The sequence below is a fragment of the Actinocrispum sp. NPDC049592 genome (genome assembly GCF_040675465.1).
GTDB lineage: Bacteria > Actinomycetota > Actinomycetes > Mycobacteriales > Pseudonocardiaceae > Kibdelosporangium.
This window is the reverse complement of the sequence record NZ_JBFAPA010000001.1, coordinates 728,969-748,723: the sequence shown is the minus strand read 5'-3', so window position 1 is coordinate 748,723 and position 19,755 is coordinate 728,969. Positions and strand designations below refer to the sequence as shown.

The following is a 19,755-nucleotide window of genomic DNA, read 5'->3' as shown; positions in this document are numbered from 1 at the left end:
CGGCATGTCCCGCTGCAGTCCGAAGAGCCCGTCCTGGAACCTGGTGCTCGAACCGCTGCTGCCGGTACCTGCCTGCCGGACCCCGCGGGGCGGCCGCCCGGAGAAGCACCACCGCCGCGACGTCCTCGACGCCCTGCGCCACATCACCGACAACGGCATCACACGGCGTGCCTTACCCGCGGAGTTCCCGCCCTGGCAGACGGTCCACGGACTGTTCACCCACTGGAGCGCGGCCGGGGTGTTCGGCACGATCCGCCACCGGCTGCGTGAACTCATCCGGGTGCGCGCGGGCCGCACCGCCACGCCCAGCGCTGCGGTGATCGCTGCGGTGATCGATTCCTAGTCGGTGCGCGCCGCGGAAACCGTCGGCAGGCCCATCCGCGGCTATGACGGCGGCAAGAAGATCGACGGCCGCAAGCGGCACATCGCCATCGACACGCAAGGGTTGCTGCTGGTCGTGCTGGTCACCGCCGCCAGCAATCAAGACCCCGCCGGTGGGTGGCCGAGCGGACGTTGTCCAGGATCTGCCAAGCCCGCCGCAATGTGCGCGAATACGAACGCCTGCCCGAGCACCTTGCCGCGTTCATCAACCTGTCCGTGATCAGGCGCCTGACACGCCCGTAAAAGCGCGCCAGGACCACCTGACCACGTTGAGACAGGCTCTAACGTGACCGTTGCGGACGACGCCGGGCAGCCCGCACGACAGGATGTCCGGTGAGGTCAGACCGTCAGGATGATCTTGCCGAAGACGTCGCCGCCCGACTCCAGTGCGCGGTGGGCGTCGGCCGCGTCCGCCATTGGCAGGGTGGCGTGCACGATCGGCTTGACCTGCCCCTTGGCGATCAACGGCCACAGGCCTTCGCGGACCGCGGCGACCACGGCACCCTTGCCGTGCGGGCCCTCGAGTGGCCGCGCCCGCAGGCCGAGGGAGGTGATGCTGGCCCGCTTGGGGAGCAGCTTGCTCAGGTCCAGCTCGGCCTTGCGGCCGCCCTGGAACCCGATCACCATCAGCCTGCCGTCGGCCGCCAGCGCCTGGAGGTTGCGGTCCAGGTAGGACGCGCCCATGTTGTCCAGGATGACGTCGGCGCCGCGCTCGCCGAGTACCTCGACGAAGTCCTGGTCGCGGTAGTTGATCGTGATGTCCGCCCCGAGGTCCGCGCACTTGGCCAGCTTCTCGGCCGTGCCCGCGGTCACCGCGACGGTCGCACCCAGCGCCTTGCCGACCTGGATGGCGTGCGTGCCGATCCCGCCCGCTCCGCCGTGCACGAGCAGCACCTCGCCCGCCTTGAGCCCGGCGTGGCTCACCACGTTCGACCAGACCGTGCACGCCACCTCGGGCAGCGCCGCGGCGGTCACCACGTCCACGCCGTCCGGCAGCGGCAGCACCTGGGCCGCGGGCACGGCCACCTTCTGCCCGTACCCACCGCCGCCGAGCAGCGCGCACACCTCGTCACCGACCTGCCAGCCGGTCACGTCCGGGCCGAGCCCGGCGATGGTGCCCGAGCACTCCAGCCCGATGATGTTCGGCGCCCCCGGCGGGGGCGGGTAGAACCCCTGGCGCTGCAGCAGGTCCGCCCGGTTCACCGCGCTCGCGGCGACGTCGATCAGCACCTCACCCCGGCCCGGCTCGGGGTCCGGCACCTCGGTCCACTCCAGTACGTCAGCTCCGCCCGGCTCGCGGGCCACGATTGCATACACATTGCCACGGTAATCCGGTCGCGGTGTGTAGGCCCTTCCGGGACCATCTTGCGGATGGAGGACCCCTGGCCACTGCGGCACCTCGTGCTCCGCACACCCCGCCTGGAACTGCGCCCCGACGACGACGCCGGCCTGCTGGAGCTGTCCGAGGAGGCCCAGCTCGGCGTGCACCCACCGGACTACATGCCGTTCGGCGTGCCGTGGACGGACAACAAGCCGAGCGAGTGGATGCAGTTCTACTGGTCGACCCGGGCCGCGTTCCGCCAGGACAGCTGGACCATCCACTTCATGGTCCGCCGGGACGGCCGGGTGATCGGCGAGCAGGGCATCGGCGGCAAGGACTTCGCCCTCACCCGTGAGCTGCACACCGGGTCGTGGCTGGGCCTGCGGCACCACGGCCAGGGCCTGGGCACCGAGATGCGCGCCGCGGTGGCGATGTTCGCCTTCGACCACCTGAAGGCCGAGCGGCTGACCTCGGCGGCCTTCGACGACAACCGCGCGTCACACGGCGTGAGCCGCAAGCTCGGCTACGTCCCTGACGGCACCGACCGGGTCGCCATCAAGGGCCGGGCCCGCACGCAGATCCGCCTGTTGCTCACCCCCGAAGCGTTCGCCGCAACCCGGCCGGACTGGTCTGTCGAAGTGACTGGGCTGGACGGTTGCCTCCCCTTGCTCAATTCAGGCGTAGTGGACAACTGACGCATTGACCGCTCACGCGGCACCGGGACAAGGTGGCGGCCCATCCGGGAGGAAGGACCTTCATGCTCCGGTTAGCCGTCGCGCTCGTCGCGGCCACCGCTGGGCTGACGCTCAGCACGGTGCCTGCCACCGCAGCACCCGACAGCCTGCCCCGCAAGATCTCACGCAACGTGACGGTCGAGGGCGTCAACCGCCATCTCATCGCGTTCCAGCGGCTCGCCGACCGCAACGGCCGCACGCGGGTCGCCAGCAGCCAGGGCCACCTGCAGTCCGCGGCCTACATCGAGGGCCTGGTGCGCAACGCCGGGTTCGACGTCTCGCGCCAGGAGTTCCCGTTCGTGTACTTCGTGGTGCAGACCGAGACCCTGACCGCGGGCGGGAACGCGATCCCGACGCACATGATGACCTACAGCAGGTCAACGCCCGCTGGCGGAATCACCGCCCCGGTCGTGCCCGTGCCGGTGGACGCGTCCCCGGGCTGTGAGCCCGCCGACTACACCGGCCTCGACGTGGCCGGCAAGGTCGCGCTCATCAAACGCGGTGTCTGTTCTTTTGCTGTCAAACAACAAGTGGCCGCCGATGCCGGCGCCATCGCTGCGATCGTCTACAACAACGTCCCGGATTCCGAGCCGTTCGGTGGGACCCTGGGCGATCCCGCCGCCGCCCGGATCCCCGTCGTCGGCATCACCCTGGCCGCGGGTGAAGCCCTTGCCGCCCAACCGGTCCCGGTGACCCTGGTGGCCACCGCGGTGCAGGAGAACCGCACCTCGGTCAACCTCATCGCCCAGACCAAGACCGGCCGCGAGAACAACGTCGTCGTGGCGGGCGCCCACCTCGACAGCGTGCCCACCGGCCCCGGCATCAACGACAACGGCACCGGCTCGGCGACCCTGCTGGAGACCGCCCTGCAGCTCGGCGGGTCTCCGAAGGTCAACAACGCCATCAGGTTCGCCTGGTGGAGCGCCGAGGAGTTCGGCCTCGTCGGCTCCACCGCCTACGTGCGGTCGCTGACCTTCGAGCAGCAGCTGGACATCGCGCTCTATCTGAACTTCGACATGGTCGGCTCTCCCAACGCCGGGTACTTCGTGTTCGATGGTGACGACTCCGACCACGTCGGCGCCGGACCCGGCCCGGTCGGCTCGGGCCCGATCGAGGCCGCCATCCAGGCGAGGTTCGCCGCCGCCGGAATCCCCACCGAGGGCAAGGACTTCGACTCCCGCTCCGACTACGCCGAGTTCGTCGCACAGGGCATTCCCGCGGGCGGGACGGCGACCGGCGCGGAGGTCATCAAGACCGCCGCCCAAGCCGCCAAATGGGGCGGCCAGGCCGGCATCGCCTTCGACCCCTGCTACCACAAAGCATGTGACAACCTCCTGAACGTGAACCGCGAAGCCCTGGGCCGCCAGGCAACCGCGATCTCCTACGTGATCACCGCCTACGGGATCAGCACGACCGACGTCAACGGCGTCCCCGACCGCCCGGCCCGCGCCACCGCTCGCGCCAGGACCAAGGCCCTGGCCGCGCCGGCGACCCACGACGTGGCACTCTGACCCCCATGGGTGCGGTGAGCAGGACAGAACACCTGCTCACCGCACCCCAACCTGCCACCGGCGCGGCCGGCCGGACACGGCTTCATCGGAGACGAGGGGTTCGGATCTCGAAAAGCAGCGCCCAGCCATCACCGCAACAGCCAGGGGGTAAGGCCGTAGCCGATGACAGGAGCTCAAGGGAACACACACCGACGGGATTGCCGGTATGGCAAGGGAATCATCGAAGCGTCCGCAGGTGACGGAACTCGGACAGGGTTGCGGGGAACGCCGGTGCTCGTAGGCGGTCCGGCGTGGATCTACTTGTGTGGCATGGGAATCAGCAGCAGCGCTACGAAGCCCAGGTGCAGCTGGGAAGAGGACCGTCGGTGCTGTTGGCCGCGGCTGCGGACAGCCGGTGTGCCGGACCGGCCACGAACGGACCACAACCCGTTGAACCGCAAGGACTACCTGCTCGTGAGCGGCGCCGGATGACGTCGGCTCACTAGCGGAGCGACGGTTATGGGGGCGTGGTCGTCCAGCCTGACATCTGTCGCAAGTGGACGGTGCAAGGCAGGTGAGTGGTGTAGGCGGGGCTGGGTGTTTGTTGCATGTTTCTAGAGTGGCGGGTGGCGCCACCCGTGGGCAAGGAGATGTCCGTGCGAGTGGACCGTTCGCACGGACATCTCGGGATCAGCCCAGGTTGGAGGTGTCGAAGGTGTTGCAGTTGGCGGGGTTTCCGCTCTTGATGCCGGTGGTGAACCACTTCTCCCGCTGCTGCGAGGTGCCGTGGGTGAACTTGCTCTGGTCCACCCGGCCGCCGCCGAGCTCCTTCTGGATGTAGTCGTCACCGATCCTGGACGCCGCGTCCAGCGCCCGGCTGATGTCATCGTCCGAAATGGACTTGATCAGCGGCTTTCCGCTCGAGGTCGGCGTTGTCGTGGCGTGGTTCGCCCACACACCCGCGTAGCAGTCGGCTTGCAGCTCAAGCCGGACCGAGTCGGAGGTGGGGCCGCTGCCTGACTTCACCCGGTTCGAGGTGCCGAGCAGGTTCTGCACGTGGTGGCCGTACTCGTGCGCCAGCACGTACGCCTCCACGAAGGTGCCGCCCTGCGCGCCGAACTTGGTCTGCAGCTCCTGGAAGAACGACAGGTCGACGTACACCTCGGAGTCGGCCGGGCAGTAGAACGGGCCGGTGTCCGAGCTCGCGCTGCCGCAGCCGGTGCGCACGCCGCCCTTGAAGAAGTTGGTGGGCGCCTTGCGGTAGGTCTTGCCGGTGCGGGCGAACTGGTCCTGCCAGTAACCCTGGATCGAGTTGATCGTGGCGACCAGCGCGCAGTCGTGGTTGCTGTTCGCGTCCTTGCCGGTCTTGCACTGCTCGGAGATCTTCGAGTTGTCCACCGACTGGCCGGAGCCGACGTTGCCGATGCCGCTCGCACCGCCGCCGCCACCGATCCCGCCGAGCTGCGACATCACGAAGTAGATGATCAGGCCGACGATGCCGAGACCGCCGCCGCCGAGCAGCACCCGGGGACCGACCCCGCCACCGCCGCCGCTGGATCGCATGTCCTGGACGTCCGAGGTGTCCAGGCCCACGTCGTCGTTGAATTCCACGTCGCCCTCCGGGTCGTTGGAGACCAACGATATACAGCCCGGGCGCGCCGTCGCATGGACTGGCGCGCCCGGGTTCGGATGGACTTGTCAGTGGCCGCTGCCGCTGGGCCCGCCCGGCGCGGAGTCCCGACCGGGACTCAAACGACGTCCTGGTGCGATGCACTTCTCGGAACGGGCTTGTGCCGCTCGCAGTCGCGACTGGGCCGATGTTGTCGCCTCAGCCGCGGGGATGCGGCAGGGAGCGCGCGACCACTTCCCTGGAGTTCTCTGCCACGGCACCACCTGCCCTTTCCGTGCTCGGGGAACAACCTCCTCCGAGCATGCCCCTTTGTGTGTCAAGTCACAAGGGACCCGAATCGGTGAAGTTTCGATCACTGTTCATCCAGTGGTCACGCAACGAGACCGGGGCGCGGCCGGTGATCTTCGCGACGACGTCGGTCCGCACGTCGAACCAGCCCGCACGCTGCTGGATCCCGGCCTCGGCCCACAATCCCGCGAACCGTTCCGGCAGTCCCATGGCGATCAGCCGCGCCGGCAGCTCGTCGTCACCCACCGGCACGTACTCAACCCCGAGCGCCGCCGCGAAGTCCTGGTCGGAGACCGCGTCCGGGCCGGTCACCTCCAGGATTTCGCCCTGGTGAGAGCCTTTCAGCAGGACACGGGCGGCGACCTCGGCGCAGTCGTCCTTGGTCACGTAGCCGCACCGGCCGTCGCCCGAGTTGCTGAACCATTGCCCGTGTTCGCGGGCGGCGGGCACCAGACCGATCACGGACAGTACTTCCGGCCAGATGTTGAACCGCAGCACCGTGAACGGCACGCCGGACTCGGCGAGAACACGCTCCGTGGCACCGTGATATCCGGCCAGCGGGACGGGATTGCCAGAATCCCCCGCCCGGGTGAGCGAGGTGTACACGATGTGTCCTACGCCCGCTTTGGCAGCCGCAGCAACGGCGTTCGTCTGCCGCTCCAGGTCGCCCGGCTGCAACCCGCCGATGCTCACCAGCAGAAACCGGTCCGCTCCAGCAAGCGCCGCCGTCAGCGACCCGGGGTCGTCGAAGTCCGCGTACGCCGCCGGCACGAGAGTGACCTTGTCCGGCGTCCGCGACAACGCGCGCACATCCGCTCGCCCCGCGAGGTGCCGCAAGGTCCGGCTCGCGAGGTCCCCGGACCCGCCGCTGACCACGATCATCTGCTCTCCTTGGCTACTGTCGAAGGTGACCCCCAGCCTGCGGGACCACCGCGACCGCGCGAAAGAAGGCACTTTCATGTCCGGTGCGCACATCGATGTGCCTGTCACGCTCGCGAAGACCGACGAATGCCAGGCCAGCGGGCTGGTGCGGCGAGTCGGCGAACGGTGGACCGTGCTCGTGGTCGCGCTGCTCGCCAAGCGGCCGTTCCGGTTCAACGAACTGCACCGCGCCATGGAGGGCCTGAGCCAACGCATGCTCACCCGGACCCTGCGCACCCTCGAACGCGACGGCATGGTCACCCGCACCGTCCACCCGACCGTGCCGCCGTCGGTCGAGTACGCCCTCACCGACATCGGCCGCGAGTTCTACGGCCATGTCGAGGCGTTAGGCGTCTGGGCGTACCAACGAGCCGTTGACGTCCAAGCCGCCCGGGATCACTTCGACGCGCGCGACTGAACCGGTTGTTCCGTTGCGGCAGCGGCTTCAGCGGCTGAACGGCTCGGCATCAGCAGCAGTGCCACCACGCTGAGCAGCGCGATGCCGATCAGCGTCAGGAAGACGTGGTGAGTGGCGTCGAACAGGGATGAGCGGACGAACACCGCTGTCGGGGAGGTGTCGCGGGTGCCGAGGATCGCGGCGGTCGCGTCCACACTGGACGGTAGGCGGCCGGCGAGATCCGCGGGTGGGTTGGCGAAGCGGTCGGCCAGGGTGGCGTTGGCGATCGCGCCGAACACAGCCACACCAACGGCACTGCCCAGTGACCGGCTGAACATGTTGGTGCCGGTGGCGACCCCGCGACGTTCCCAGCCGACCGATGACTGGACGGCGATCATCGACGGGCTCGATGAAAGCCCAAGCCCCACACCGAGAACGAACGCGGCCCCGGCGGCCTGCCAGACCGCCGCGTTCGGTGTCAGCATCGCGACCAGGATCGCGCCGGCGACCACGAAGACCGCGCCGAACAAAGCCGTGTTGCGCAGACCGATCCGGATGTAGAGGTGACCCGACATGGTGGCGGCGATCGGCCAGCCGATCGTCATCGCCGCCAGCGCGAAGCCCGCGACCAGCGCACCCGTGCCGATCACGCCCTCGACGAATGTCGGCAGGTACGAGCTCAGGCCCATCATCATCGCGCCGACGATCAACGCCATCAGGTTGCCGCCGACCAGGGTCCGGCTGGTGAACACCCACAGCGGCAGCACCGGCTCGGCCGCTTTGCGCTCCACGAAAGCGAATGCGACCAGCAGCCCGGCACCGGCGACGAAGATCAGCACGCTGGGTACCGAGTTCCACGCCCACGCCACGCCGCCTTCGAGCAACCCCAGCAGCACCAACGCGAGCCCCGCGGTGAGCAACGACGACCCGGCGTAGTCGATCTTCGGCTTGCCCGGCCGCACCTGCTCCTCGGTGAACTTGCGCACCAGCAGCACCACGGCCAACGCGCCGACCGGCAGGTTGATGAAGAAGATCCAGCGCCAGTCGATGTACTCGGAGAACAACCCGCCCAGCGCCGGCCCGATCAGCGAGGCACCGCCCCAGATGCTGGTCACGTAGCCCTGCACCCGCGCGCGTTCCTCCAGTGTGTACAGATCGCCGAGCATGGTCATGCTGATCGGCTGCACCGCGCCCGCGCCGATGCCCTGGATGGCCCGGGCGGCGATCAGGATCGGCATGCTCCAGGCCGCGCCGCACAGCACCGAGCCGAGCAGGAACACCGCGATCCCGAAGAGCATCACGGGTTTGCGGCCGAACTGGTCGGCGAACTTCCCGTACAGCGGCACGGTCACCGCTTGGGTCAGCAGATAGATGGAGAACAACCAGGGAAACTGCGAAAAGCCGCCCAGATCCGCCACAATGGACGGCACCGCCGTCGCGATGATCGTGCTGTCCAATGCCACCAACGCCGTTGACAGCATGATCGAGCCCAGCACCGGTCCCCGCTCCGAGCGCAGCCCGACAGCACTCCGCACGACTTCAGTCATCCGTCCTCCAGGCAGACGAGATCCCATGATCCCCTTGGGGGCAACAACGGGGGAGCCCGGAAAACTCCCACCGTCCGCAGTGGACCTCGCCCGCTAGACCGCGACCGCCTCCCCGCGCAGGATCGTCTGGTGCAGTTCCTGCAGGTGCGCCGAGGGATTCGTGCCCAGCCGCTCGGCCAGGCGCCTGCGCAGGCCGGCGTAGAAGTCCAGCGCCTGGGCGCTGCAGCCGCTCGCGTGCAAGGCCCGCATCAGCGCCGCGGCCAGCGACTCGGCGAGCGGGTACTCACCGGTCAGGCCGACGAGGGTGGCGACGATCGCGCCACCGTTGCCTCGCCGGAGTTCGGCCTGCGCCCACAACACGGTCGCGTCCAGCCGCAGCTGGTTGTAGGCCTGCCGGATCCCGGCCGCCCAGTCGCCGGGCAGGTCGGCCACCACGTTGCCGCACCACAACCCGAGCGCCTCCTGGAGCATCTGGACGCGCTCGCCGTCCGGCCGCTTCGGCCAGCGCGCGGCGGCGATCAGGCCCTGGAACCGGTGCAGGTCGATCACGTCCGGGTCGGCGTCCAGCCGGTAGCCGCCCGACGTGCGCTCCAGACTCATCGATGTGCCGGCCGCCGATAACACTTTCCGCAACTGGCTGATATACACATAGACCGCCGCCCGTGCCCGGTTCGGCGGATTGTGGCTCCACAGGCGTTCGACAATGGTGTCCACTGAGACTGGACGACCGACATCGACCGCCACCGCGGCAAGGACGCCGCGCTGCTGCGGCGGACCGGCCGAGAACGGCCGTCCCCCCGCCAGAACCTCAACAGAACCAAGAAGCCGCAGCTCCATCAAGCCCCCACAGTGATGGACACCGTCCTGGCGACGTTGTCGTCTAGAGCATCGTTAAGAAGCCACCAACGTTTCATTTAGATCCGATCTCCAGTATCGGGCAAATGACTAAGGGGAGAGCTGCCCGCATGCTGGCAGTGGCCTTGACGGTGACCGGTCTGGTCACCTTCCAGGCCGGCCAGGCGGGTGCGCAGCAAGACAACAAGTTCGACAAGACCACCACCAACGCCAAGGGTGCGCCGGGGGGCGCAGCGACTGGCGGCGTCCGGACGCCACGGACGAAGACGCCACGTACCAAGATCAGCGCCGACCCGGCGGAGCAGCAGGTGTTCGTTTCCGCCCCGGGCTCGGCCAGCACGCTGAACGGCGCCCGCATCGACGCCGCGCAGTCGCTGTTCCTGGAGGAGAACAACCAGGTCCTCGACAGCAAGGTCACCTTCAAGAGCTGGAACGCCGCCACCGGCTGGGACACCGAATGGCAGGACCTCGGCCGCCCGCCGGCCGGCGTCTACGACACCGCGAGCGTCACGTCGGCCCCGGGCGGCGGGCGGATCGACGTCTTCGTGGTCGGTGACACCGACCTGCACACCTACCAGAAGTCCTTCAACGCCGGCTCCGGCTGGACCGGCTGGGTCGACCTGGGCGGCGAGCTGGTGAGCTCGGCCTCGGCGGCGTGGACCGCCAACGGCAACCGGCTCGACGTGTTCGGCTTCGGCACCGACGGCCGTCTCTACCAGAAGGCCTGGAACAACGGCTCCGGCTGGACCGGCTGGGTCGGTTTCGCCCCGCCGCCCGGTGGCTGGGCGTCCAACCCGGGCATCACCTGGACCGCCAACGGCGGGCGTCTCGACGTGTTCGCCGCTGGTGGCTCGAACCGCGCGCTGTTCCAGAAGTCCTGGAACGCCGGCGCCGGCTGGACCGACTGGGTCTCCCAGGGCGGCGCCCTGCAGGTCGGCACCAGCCCCTCGGCCAGCTGGATCGGCGACGGCAGCCGGATCGACGTCTGGGTGACCGGTACGGACAACAAGCTGTACCAGAAGGTCTGGAGCAACACGACCTCGCAGTGGCGTGGCTACTTCGGCTTCGACGGCCCGGCCGCGGGCAACTGCTGCACCCCGTCGGCCACCTGGGCGGCCAACGGCAGCCGGCTCGACGTGCTCGTCACCGGCTTCAGCAACGGTCACCTGAACCAGAAGGCCTGGACCAACACCACGGGCTGGAAGGACTGGGTGGACGCGGACGTCGCCCCCTGAGGTCGTTTCCTGACTGAAGCGCCGGCCACCACTCCCTCGGTGGCCGGCGCTTCGCCGTCGCAGCAGCAGAGGAATCGAGGCTTTTCGATGTTGAGGACAACGCTCGCCCGCGGCCTGGTGGCCGGCCTGGTGACGGCCGGTCTGGTCGTCGCGCAGGCCGGTCCGGCCGGGGCGCAGCCACCGAAGACCACACCCGGGACCATGCCGCTCACCGGGCTGCCCACCGCTCCGGCCGGGAGGTTCGAGCCGGACGGCATCTCCACACCGGCGACCGTGTCGGCTCAGGATGGCACCAAGCTCGACGTGTTCCAGAACGTCTCCGGGCAGATCCAGCAGAAGACGTGGACCGTCGCGGACGGCTGGAGCCGTCCCCGGGTCGTCGGGCCGATGCCGTTCACCGTCCAGGGCACGCCGGCCGCGGTGACCACGCAGTCCGGCGACCGGATCGACCTTTTCGTTGTCGGACAAGACAATCACCCCTACTGGACGGCCTGGACCCCGGGCACGGGCTGGGGCACCCCCGAGGACCTCGGCGGCCGGCTGATCTCCTGGCCGTCCGCCGCGTACGCGGGCGCCCCGGACCGGATCGACCTGTTCGGGATCGGCACGGATTCCCGCCTGTATCAGAAGACGCACACCGCAGCGGGTGGTTGGACGCCGTGGGTCACGTTGTCGTCGCCGCCTGCCGGGTTCGGTAGTGCGCCCAGTGCCACCTGGACGGCAGACGGCAACCGTTTGGACGTGTTCGTGCGCGGGGCCGCGGACGGTCACCTCTACCAGCTCGCGTGGAACGCGTCGCCGGCCGGTTGGAGCGGGTGGGCCGACCTCGGCGGCGTGCTCACGTCGGCGCCGTCGGCGTCGTGGGTCTCCCTGGGCAACCGGATCGACGTTTTCGTCGTCGGCACGGACGGCAAGCTGTACCAGAAGGTGTGGAGCAACGACACGAACGCGTGGCGCGGCTGGTTCCCCTTCGAACAGCCGCCGGCGGGTGCCGGCGGTGCGCCGAGCGTGAACTGGTCCTCCTTGCAGACCCGGCTTGACGTGTTCACCACCGGTGAGTCGGACGGCGGTGTCTACCAGAAGAGGTACGAGCAGTCCGCCGGATGGCGGGCCTGGGAGAACGTCTGACCCCTGAAGTGTCAATGCCGGTCACTCCGCGTGGGTGGCCGGCATTGTCGTCATATCCCACGAATTCAGTGCGTGACGCGCCCGCTGTGTAGCTTTATCTTGATGTCGAGCTAAGTGGCACACTGAATGGCGTGCGCGACGCGGTGGACACGATCATCGACCAGTGGCGGGCGGAACGGCCCGATCTCGATCCCAGACCCATGGGGGTGACCGTGCGGGCGGCGCGATTGGCCGCGTTGCTCGAACGGGGAATGGACGACACGCTGGCCGGCCACGGCCTCGCGGGGTGGGAGTTCGAGGTGCTGGCCTCGTTGCGCCGCAACGGTTCCCCGTTCGAGATGACGGTCGGGCAGCTGCTGGCCACGATGATGATCAGCTCCGGCACGATGACGCACCGGCTGGACCGGCTGGAGAAGCGGCGGCTGGTAGTGCGGGCGAAGGACCCGCACGACCGCCGGGGGATCCGCGTCCGGCTCACCGCCGACGGGCGCGAGCTGGCCGACGAAGTCGTTGGCACGCACCTGAACCGGGAGCGCGAGCTGATCGCCGGGCTGGATGTTGAGGGACAGCAACAGCTTGCCGAACTGCTGCGCAAGTTGTTGCTGTCCCTCAACGACTCCTAGGGCAGGCGGGTGATCCGGTCCAGCGCGGGCGGCGCCAGGCCCGGGTGCGCCGTCAGGTAGGCCGTGAACGCGTCGAGGTCGACGGGCCCACCGGCCAGGTCGGTGCCCTTGGTGAACTCGGCGAACCCGTCACCGCCGGCGGCGAGGAAGTTGTTCACCGACACGCGGTAGGACCCGTTGGGGTCCACTGGAACGCCGTTCACCGTGATGTTCGAGATCCGCGAGCCGGCGGGTGCGCTCGCCGACCACGAGTAGTGCAGCGACGAGGAGATCTGCAGGATCCGCACGATGTTGTTCGGCTGCCACTGCTGCTCGAGCACGTTCTTGAGGTTCGTGCCGGTGAGCGTGATGGTCTGCATGATGTTGCTGAACGGCTGGACGGTGAACGCCTCGCCGTAGGTGACCACGCCGTCGCCCTCACCGGCGGGGGAGGATGCGAAGGTCACGTCCGAGCGGATGCCGCCCGGGTTGGTGATGGCGATGACGGCGTTGTTGCCGGTCGTGGCGGCCAGCTGGCCGTCGGCGAGGACATCGCCCAGCGGCGACTCGCCCGCCGGGTTGGTGGCCCGCACGAGGTCCGCGGTGATCGTGCCGACCTGGCGGTTGGCGATCGGGCCCGACTTGGTCACCGCGTCGTTCACCAGCGCGCCGACGGTCGGGTCGGGCGTCACGGTGCGGGTGACGATCTCGTTGTGCGGCTTGGCCTCGACCACGTCCCGGGTCCGGCGGTCGATCTTGAAGTCGATCACCGACAGCAACCGGCCGAACGAGGAGCCCTGGATCATCGGGCGCAGCTTGTGGTCCGTGTTGTTCTCGACCATGCAGTTGTACTGCTGGTGGCTGTGGCCGGTGAAGAAGGCGTCCACCTTCGGCGAGGCCGCCTGGACGATGGTGCGGGCGATCCCCGGGACCGTCTTGCAGTCGTCCGGGCCGCCGCCCTCGGTGCTGTCACCCTGGTGCATGAGGACGATCTGGGTCTTCACGCCGAACAGGTCGAGCAGGTTCGCGGTCCGGTTGATCGCCTGGACCTCGTCACCGAACTTCAGGCCCTTGATCGCGTCCGGGGTCACCACGCTGGGCAGGTCGTGCAGGGTGACGCCGATCAGGCCGACCGGGACACCGTCGACGATCTTGACCGTGGCCGGCAGCAGCACGGGCAGCCCGCGGTCGGTGGTCACGTTGGCGCCGAGGAACGGGAAGTTCGCGCCCTTGAACTTGTCCCGGAACTGGCAGCCGTCGGTCGGGTGACAGCCGCCGAACTGCATCCGGCGCAGCTCCTGCAGGCCCTCGTCGAACTCGTGGTTGCCGACGACCGACGCGTCCAGGCCGATGTCGTTGAGCATCTCGATGGTCGGCTCGTCGTGGAACAGCGCCGACGACAGCGGCGACGCGCCGATGTTGTCACCGGCGGACACGACCAGCGAGTTGTTCGTCCGCAGCTGCTTGACGTGCGTCGCCAGGAAGGCGGCGCCGCCCGCGTCCACCGTGGAACCGTCCGGCAGCACCACCCGGCCAGACGAACCCGCAGGTGGCTGCAGGTTGCCGTGGAAGTCGTTGATCGCGATCACACGTAAGTCGGTGGTGGAAACCGGCCTGGCAAGCGCGGGGGTCACCGCGAGCCCGCCGAGGCCGACCGTCGTGACCGCGGCGAGGGCCGCGATACGACGGATGGTCGAAACGCTCATCATTCCTCCGTCCGGGAAGCACCCGGGCCGGGAGTCTGCCTGCTGAGCGGGGCGAATGCCAGCCATAGGTGATGGATCGCCGAAGATTCGTGACTAGCCTGGTGAGGTGACCGCCGCAGAGCCCCGTTGGCTGACCGAAGCCGAGCAGAGATCCTGGCGCGCCTACGTGATCGGCAGCGAACGGCTGCGCCAGCGCCTGAACACCGAGCTGCAGGAAGGCCACAACCTCCCGCTCGCCGACTACGAGGTGCTCGTGCGCCTCTCCGAGCAGCCCGGCTGCCGGATGCGGATGACGGTGCTCGCCGACGAGGTCGCCCAGTCCAAGAGCCGCCTGTCCCACCAGATCTCCCGCCTGGAACAAGCCGGCCTGGTCCGCCGCAGCAACTGCCCCAACGACGCCCGCGGCATCCTCGCCCAGCTCACCGACAAGGGCATGGACCAGCTCCGCGCCGCCGCCCCCACCCACGTCGAAGGCGTCCGCGACCACCTCATCGACCTGATCAGCCCCGAGGAACGCGCCGTCCTGGCCACCGTCTTCGAGCGAGTGCAGAAGCACCTCGACGGCTGCGAGCCGTAGCAAGATACGCTTCGAAGTGGAGGCGTGGCAGAGCGGCCGAATGCATCCGCCTTGAAAGCGGAAGACGGGAGACCGTCCGGGGGTTCAAATCCCTCCGCCTCCGCAGCTCAGGCCCCCGGTGACCACTTCGGTCCCGGGGGCCTTCGCATGGCCGGTTGCAGTTCTGATTGCAATAGCCGATCTCGTGCGGTCGAAGTTGCTCAAGGGAGCACTACCGCACGTCTCGCGCCGCCGCGCTTCAGCGACGCACACGAGGCGCCCGACCCGTGTGCACCTCTGGTGGTGCCGGTACGTCGGCCGGGCCGCGCGGGTTGCCGGAGTTTCGTTTTATTAATGAAATCAGCCATCTTTCGTTGACAAAACAAAACAGAAAACGCGAGGAACGACGACACTAATAAATAGGATCTGGGTATAACGCTCACCCGCCGTGTAGCATACGGTTGCGCCTATGGCGTCAGGTTATCCAGATCGCGAGCTGGACGAACGTCGGCGGTTTGTTCACAGTTAGCGAATTATCGCCATTTCGACCACGGGGCATTCATTGTGGCGCTATCTGCATGTCCAACGGTGATTCACGGATATTTAGGAACAGTAGGTCATGTGTTGGTCAATCGTCTGGATAGAGCCGGGCTGTCCTCTAGTGTCGTTGGTTGGGAACGTGTGTCCCCGTGCTGACTTATCGGCAAGGGTCACCTTGCACTCATAGGTGACCAAAAGGTCACCTGTCAACTTGTCCGATACCAGGTCGCCGAAGTCGAGAACGCGAGTATTGGCGCTTGTCCGTGGTCGCACACTGTCCCGGGACGCGCGGTCGACCGCAGGACCTATCGTGTGCCTTCGGCCGGGGATGCTCAGTTCAAGAGGTAAGCCGAGTGTGGACGGAGATCGGAGTGACCGCAGCCGTAACCACCGTGGTTGCTGTCCTCGGGCGTGCGCTGATCACCTGGTTAGCCCTGCGTGGGTCCCGGCCGGAGGATCGACCGGCGGACCTCCGCGCGTTGGCCGCAATCTTTGGTCAGCCCCGCGGGGAGAAGCGCGCGAACGCGGAGAATCGCAGGTGAGCACCTATGACCACTACGTGGACCGGCGTGGTGTCCGTCCCGGGGTCGATAACGCCCAAGTGGAGCCCGGCCCCAGCGGGGACTCAAAGATGGACTCGGGTTGGACCACTTCGAGGGGTGGGACGGCTCGAGGCGCAGCAGATCGGCCCGCCTTCGAGATCCATCTGACTCCCTACTCGTATCGCTCAGTGTGTATGACCTGTCACTCATAGCCAGCGGTGCGCTTTCGCGGTATTGCTTGAGGGCTTCCAGGAAACGTCAGTGTGGAGTCGGGCGATACGTCAGCTATGGACCCAGGATCTTGCACCAAGTTTTCTTGCAAGCGCACAAGCAGGAGGCTAGGTCAAGGTTCGATCGTGCGGTCTTCTGCTGCCGTCTGGGTGATCGTGGGATCGCTCGCGGCGCTCATTGATCTAGCGAGAAATCGATTGGAATGTTATGGCTGATCAATCGAATCCTGACATCCTGACCCTCCAGGAGAGGGTTCGGACAAACCTAACGCTGGGTGAAAGTCATTTTCGGGAGTTCAAGAGCGCGCTGGAAGGCCCACCGTTAAATAAGACTCCTCGCAATCCGAAAGCGGTCAAGCGAGATATTGGCGAGACGCTCGTAGCATTCGCAAATGCAGATGGCGGACAGATGTTGGTAGGAGTCGAGGATGATGGCACTGTTACCGGAGTGCCGCACAATGAGGAAACGATCCAAAGCTTCCTTTCCGCGTATATCTCGCACGTCCATCAACAGACGCCTCTGCCGCATCCGCAGGCTATAAGCCTCACTATCGATGGAAAGAGAGTTCTGTACTTCTCGATACAAAAAGGAACTGAGTACGTTCATCTGACGCAAGACGGGCGTTGTTTGCAGCGCAAAGATCGGGAATCGGTTCCTGTATCGGCTGAGCGGATAAGCTTCGAGCGACAGGAACGCCAGTCACGCGAATATGATCGACAGTATCTAGATGGCGCCAGCGTGTCAGCGCTAGACTCACGACTTCTCGAAGCAGTCGGCGACAATGTTGCGCCTGGTCTATCTATCGAAAAAGTCCTTCAGCTTCTTGATCTCGTAGACTTCTCAGATGGAGGGCTACGGCTTCGTCGCGCGGCAGCCCTCCTTTTTGCGAGCGAAGTTACTCATTGGCATCCGCGTTGTGAAGTACGCGTACTGCGCGTCTCTGGAAATGAGTTGCGTACGGGACGAGATTACAATGTTGTGTCGGACAAGCACGTTGTCGGAAACATCTTAACGCTGCTCGTGGCTGCGTGGGATGAGATTCGGCCGTATCTTGTTGAGACGAGGCTCGGGCCAGACGGCCGCTTTCAGGAGCAAGTTCGATATCCAGAGGACGCCTGTAGAGAAGCGCTGACAAACGCCATAGCTCATCGAGACTATTCGGTTGAGGGTCGGGCCATCGAGGTTTATGTCTTTGACGACCGTGTGGAGGTCCGTAGTCCCGGCCCGCTGCTCTCTACGATAACTATTTCTGGCATCAAAACGTTGGACGGTCTGCATCAGTCGAGAAATACCACGATAACTAGGACGTTGCGCGAACTAGGCTATATGCGAGAAATGGGCGAAGGCTTTCGTCGCATGTTCCAGTTGATGCGGGCGCACGACTTGGTGGAGCCGGAGCTGCGTTCAGATGACCAGGGGTTTTCGGTTGCACTTAAGCATCAATCCGTATTCTCGGATGAAGATCAGCGCTGGATTTCCGCCTATGAGAATTTTGACCTCGAAAGGGATGAGGAAAAAGTTCTCTTGTTGGGCCGGGCTGGAGATCCCCTGAGTGTCCAGCAGATCATGGATGCCGCCGACCTTGTTGACACAGAGGACTACCGCACCCTTATTGAGAGATTGCTGCACAAGGGCCTGATTCTCGGCATTAAGAAATCTGCCACTAGTGGCAAGCGAACCCGAAACCAACCGAGATGGCGGGTAGTGCAACCGAAGGATGCCAATAGGTACTACGGTGAGCTCATTAGTAAGGCACAAGAGGCATATAAGGGCGATTTGCTTGCGGCCCGCGGGTACGCAGACATTCTTAGACTGCTAGGTGCTGGAAGTCCCTATCTCAATAACGGTCGAAGTCTGCAAAAGACGTTCGTTAGGTTAGGGCTGGCAGACGCTGCGGGGAACCCGGCTGGTCGCTTCCTTGCGATACTTGAACAAGATGCTGGTTCGGCGAAAGATGTGTCGTCACGCAATTTTCAGGGTTCTACTGTGATGAATTCCGATAAAGATCCTGAATTTGTTGAGCCAGTCAGCGTCGAGCTTGATTCAGACGGGATCGGCGATGTTGAATCCCGGCGCGAGCCAACGAAGTTGTATATCGGAAACCTTTCGTACTCAACCACGGCGGAGTCGATCAGGAACCTAATTAGTTCGCGCGGCAATGTCCTTCAGGTTCAGGTTCCTTCTAGTCATTTCTCGGACAGGGAGAACCGAGGCTTTGCCTTTGTGGTTATGCGTGCTTCCGCAGATGCAAAAGCGGTGAAGAATGACCTTGAGGGTTATGAGCTCGACGGACGTCGTATTACCCTGGAGTGGGCGCGCTCGTAGGCATTTGATTTGCTCGGCGAGGTGAGGAAAGTGACCAGGCTCGGAGCGTCGGAAGAACTGCAAAGACTCAACGGCGAGTTGAACGCAGAAACCGCCTGCAACGCCAAGCGCGGACGCTCGATGCGAACATCCCCCCTCGGATAAGGCTAGTGTCCGGGGACGATCTTGCTTGCTAAGCACACGACCGGTGTAGGCCGATCATGCGCCTCGACCTGTCCTAGCTAGTGCTCTGACCGGATACGTTCGCCGGGGTGTCAGGCCGCTTCGGTGATGGGGCGGCCGCCCCAGCGGATGCCTTTCTCGCTGCGGATGCGGGCGCGTTCGCGGCGTTGCGCTGCCAGCACCTCGGGGTGGCGGGCGTTGGCGTTGCGCCACCGCAGATAGGGATGCAGGGCATGGGTTTGCACGATGTGGTTCGGGAGCTGCGAGTTGGCGAGGGTGAACAGCCGCAACGGCCCGAAGTGCGCCTCGATCGGGTTGGTCCAGGAGGCGTTGGTTGGGGTGAAACACAGCCGGACCTTGTTGTGCCTGGCCCATCGGCGGATCACCGGTCCCTTATGGGCGGACAGGTTGTCCAGGATCACGTAGATCGGGGCACCGCCCGGGCGGGCGGCCCGGATCGACTTCAACGCCGCCAGGGTGTTGGCCGTGCCCTTCCGCTGACGGTTCACACCCCACAAGATGTCCTCGCCGATCGAGTAGCAGCCGTGGAAATAGGTGACGCCGTGGGTGCGGTGGTAGGTCGCCGAGACTCGCTCGGGCCTGCCTTGCTCAGCCCAGCTCTTGGTGCGCTGAAAGGTGATCCCGCGGCGAGCCAGCAAACAGCGCAACGCCTCACGCCCGATCCGGATCAGCCCGCCTGCGGTGCTGCGCAGGTAGGCGCCGAGTTTGCGGATAGACCAGCGCGTGAACGGCTGGGCGAGTTTCGCCGGGCGGGTGGTGGCCGTCGCCACGACGAGGTCTTCCTGGTCAGGACTCAGCAGGCGGGGACGGCCGCCCGCCCCCTGAGGGTCCAGACAGGCCAGGCCGATCTCGTTGAACCGGTGGATCACTTCCCGGACGGTGTCCTCGTCTGCCTGCACCAACTGCGCGATCACCGGCACCCTGTTGCCACCGGCCGAGGCCAGGATCATCATCGCTCGCCGGTAACGCACCGAACTTGTACTGCCCCGACGCACGATCTGCTGCAGCCGCTGCCCTTCCTGATCGGTCAGCCTGCGCACTTTCACTAGTTCGGCCACCAGCAGCACCTCCACGCACCCGGTTCGACGACATCCCTCATCGAACCGGTCGCATGGCATCACAGGCCGACGACACCCCGGCGAA

Annotated in this window: 17 protein-coding genes and 1 tRNA gene; 11 read left to right on the top strand and 7 right to left on the bottom strand. The window is 66.3% G+C overall.

Annotation, left to right across the window (positions count from 1 at the left end; genetic code table 11):
• Positions 1–4: 4 nt before the first annotated feature.
• Positions 5–343, top strand: a complete 339-nt coding sequence (locus tag AB0J95_RS03540) for a transposase (RefSeq protein ID WP_364751711.1) — start codon at positions 5–7, stop codon at positions 341–343.
• 3 nt (positions 344–346) lie between these two features.
• Entirely contained in the window at positions 347–601 is a 255-nt protein-coding gene (locus AB0J95_RS03535) for a transposase (protein ID WP_364751709.1), read from the top strand.
• A 119-nt stretch (positions 602–720) separates the two neighbouring features.
• On the opposite strand, the gene AB0J95_RS03530 is transcribed toward AB0J95_RS03535, so the two are convergent.
• Complete coding sequence (locus tag AB0J95_RS03530) at positions 721–1,698, bottom strand: NAD(P)H-quinone oxidoreductase (protein ID WP_364751708.1); 978 nt, start codon at positions 1,696–1,698, stop codon at positions 721–723.
• Between the two features lie 54 nt (positions 1,699–1,752).
• Between AB0J95_RS03530 and AB0J95_RS03525 the strand changes: the two genes are divergently transcribed.
• Both AB0J95_RS03525 and AB0J95_RS03520 read left to right on the top strand, forming a co-directional pair.
• On the top strand, positions 1,753–2,397 hold the full coding sequence (locus tag AB0J95_RS03525; protein WP_364751705.1) for a GNAT family protein: 645 nt from the start codon (positions 1,753–1,755) through the stop codon (positions 2,395–2,397).
• A gap of 62 nt (positions 2,398–2,459) precedes the next feature.
• The gene (locus AB0J95_RS03520) at positions 2,460–3,947 is read left to right on the top strand and encodes a M28 family peptidase (RefSeq protein ID WP_364751702.1); all 1,488 of its coding nucleotides are present in this window, start codon (positions 2,460–2,462) and stop codon (positions 3,945–3,947) included.
• A 669-nt stretch (positions 3,948–4,616) separates the two neighbouring features.
• Here the strand turns inward: AB0J95_RS03520 and AB0J95_RS03515 are convergent.
• Positions 4,617–5,537 (bottom strand): neutral zinc metallopeptidase, encoded by a 921-nt coding sequence (locus AB0J95_RS03515; protein ID WP_364751699.1) that lies wholly within the window; start codon positions 5,535–5,537, stop codon positions 4,617–4,619.
• Between the two features lie 340 nt (positions 5,538–5,877).
• Positions 5,878–6,726 (bottom strand): NAD(P)H-binding protein, encoded by an 849-nt coding sequence (locus AB0J95_RS03510; RefSeq protein WP_364751697.1) that lies wholly within the window; start codon positions 6,724–6,726, stop codon positions 5,878–5,880.
• A gap of 25 nt (positions 6,727–6,751) precedes the next feature.
• On the opposite strand from AB0J95_RS03510, the gene AB0J95_RS03505 reads away from it, so the two are divergent.
• Complete coding sequence (locus tag AB0J95_RS03505; RefSeq protein ID WP_364751694.1) at positions 6,752–7,183, top strand: helix-turn-helix domain-containing protein; 432 nt, start codon at positions 6,752–6,754, stop codon at positions 7,181–7,183.
• Here AB0J95_RS03505 and AB0J95_RS03500 read toward each other — a convergent pair.
• Both AB0J95_RS03500 and AB0J95_RS03495 read right to left on the bottom strand, forming a co-directional pair.
• Positions 7,162–8,709 (bottom strand): MDR family MFS transporter, encoded by a 1,548-nt coding sequence (locus tag AB0J95_RS03500; RefSeq protein ID WP_364751691.1) that lies wholly within the window; start codon positions 8,707–8,709, stop codon positions 7,162–7,164. The genes AB0J95_RS03505 and AB0J95_RS03500 overlap by 22 nt on opposite strands.
• 93 nt (positions 8,710–8,802) lie before the next feature.
• Entirely contained in the window at positions 8,803–9,546 is a 744-nt protein-coding gene (locus tag AB0J95_RS03495; protein ID WP_364751689.1) for a BTAD domain-containing putative transcriptional regulator, read from the bottom strand.
• Between the two features lie 104 nt (positions 9,547–9,650).
• On the opposite strand from AB0J95_RS03495, the gene AB0J95_RS03490 reads away from it, so the two are divergent.
• From AB0J95_RS03490 to AB0J95_RS03480, 3 genes are all read left to right on the top strand, one after another.
• Entirely contained in the window at positions 9,651–10,799 is a 1,149-nt protein-coding gene (locus AB0J95_RS03490; protein ID WP_364751687.1) for a hypothetical protein, read from the top strand.
• Between the two features lie 87 nt (positions 10,800–10,886).
• On the top strand, positions 10,887–11,927 hold the full coding sequence (locus AB0J95_RS03485; protein ID WP_364751684.1) for a hypothetical protein: 1,041 nt from the start codon (positions 10,887–10,889) through the stop codon (positions 11,925–11,927).
• A 131-nt stretch (positions 11,928–12,058) separates the two neighbouring features.
• On the top strand, positions 12,059–12,550 hold the full coding sequence (locus AB0J95_RS03480) for a MarR family transcriptional regulator (protein WP_364751681.1): 492 nt from the start codon (positions 12,059–12,061) through the stop codon (positions 12,548–12,550).
• On the opposite strand, the gene AB0J95_RS03475 is transcribed toward AB0J95_RS03480, so the two are convergent.
• Entirely contained in the window at positions 12,547–14,235 is a 1,689-nt protein-coding gene (locus tag AB0J95_RS03475) for a bifunctional metallophosphatase/5'-nucleotidase (protein ID WP_364751679.1), read from the bottom strand. The two genes, AB0J95_RS03480 and AB0J95_RS03475, sit on opposite strands and share 4 nt — an antisense overlap.
• Positions 14,236–14,341: 106 nt before the next feature.
• Between AB0J95_RS03475 and AB0J95_RS03470 the strand changes: the two genes are divergently transcribed.
• From AB0J95_RS03470 to AB0J95_RS03460, 3 genes are all read left to right on the top strand, one after another.
• Positions 14,342–14,812 carry a MarR family transcriptional regulator gene (locus tag AB0J95_RS03470; RefSeq protein ID WP_364751676.1) on the top strand — a complete coding sequence of 157 codons (471 nt, stop codon included), beginning with the start codon at positions 14,342–14,344 and terminating at the stop codon, positions 14,810–14,812.
• Positions 14,813–14,830: 18 nt separating this feature from the next.
• Positions 14,831–14,915 (top strand) — tRNA-Ser (locus AB0J95_RS03465).
• A gap of 1,396 nt (positions 14,916–16,311) precedes the next feature.
• The gene (locus AB0J95_RS03460) at positions 16,312–18,429 is read left to right on the top strand and encodes an ATP-binding protein (RefSeq protein ID WP_364751674.1); all 2,118 of its coding nucleotides are present in this window, start codon (positions 16,312–16,314) and stop codon (positions 18,427–18,429) included.
• 254 nt (positions 18,430–18,683) lie between these two features.
• On the opposite strand, the gene AB0J95_RS03455 is transcribed toward AB0J95_RS03460, so the two are convergent.
• Positions 18,684–19,670 carry a helix-turn-helix domain-containing protein gene (locus tag AB0J95_RS03455; protein ID WP_364751672.1) on the bottom strand — a complete coding sequence of 329 codons (987 nt, stop codon included), beginning with the start codon at positions 19,668–19,670 and terminating at the stop codon, positions 18,684–18,686.
• Between the last annotated feature and the right edge of the window lie 85 nt (positions 19,671–19,755).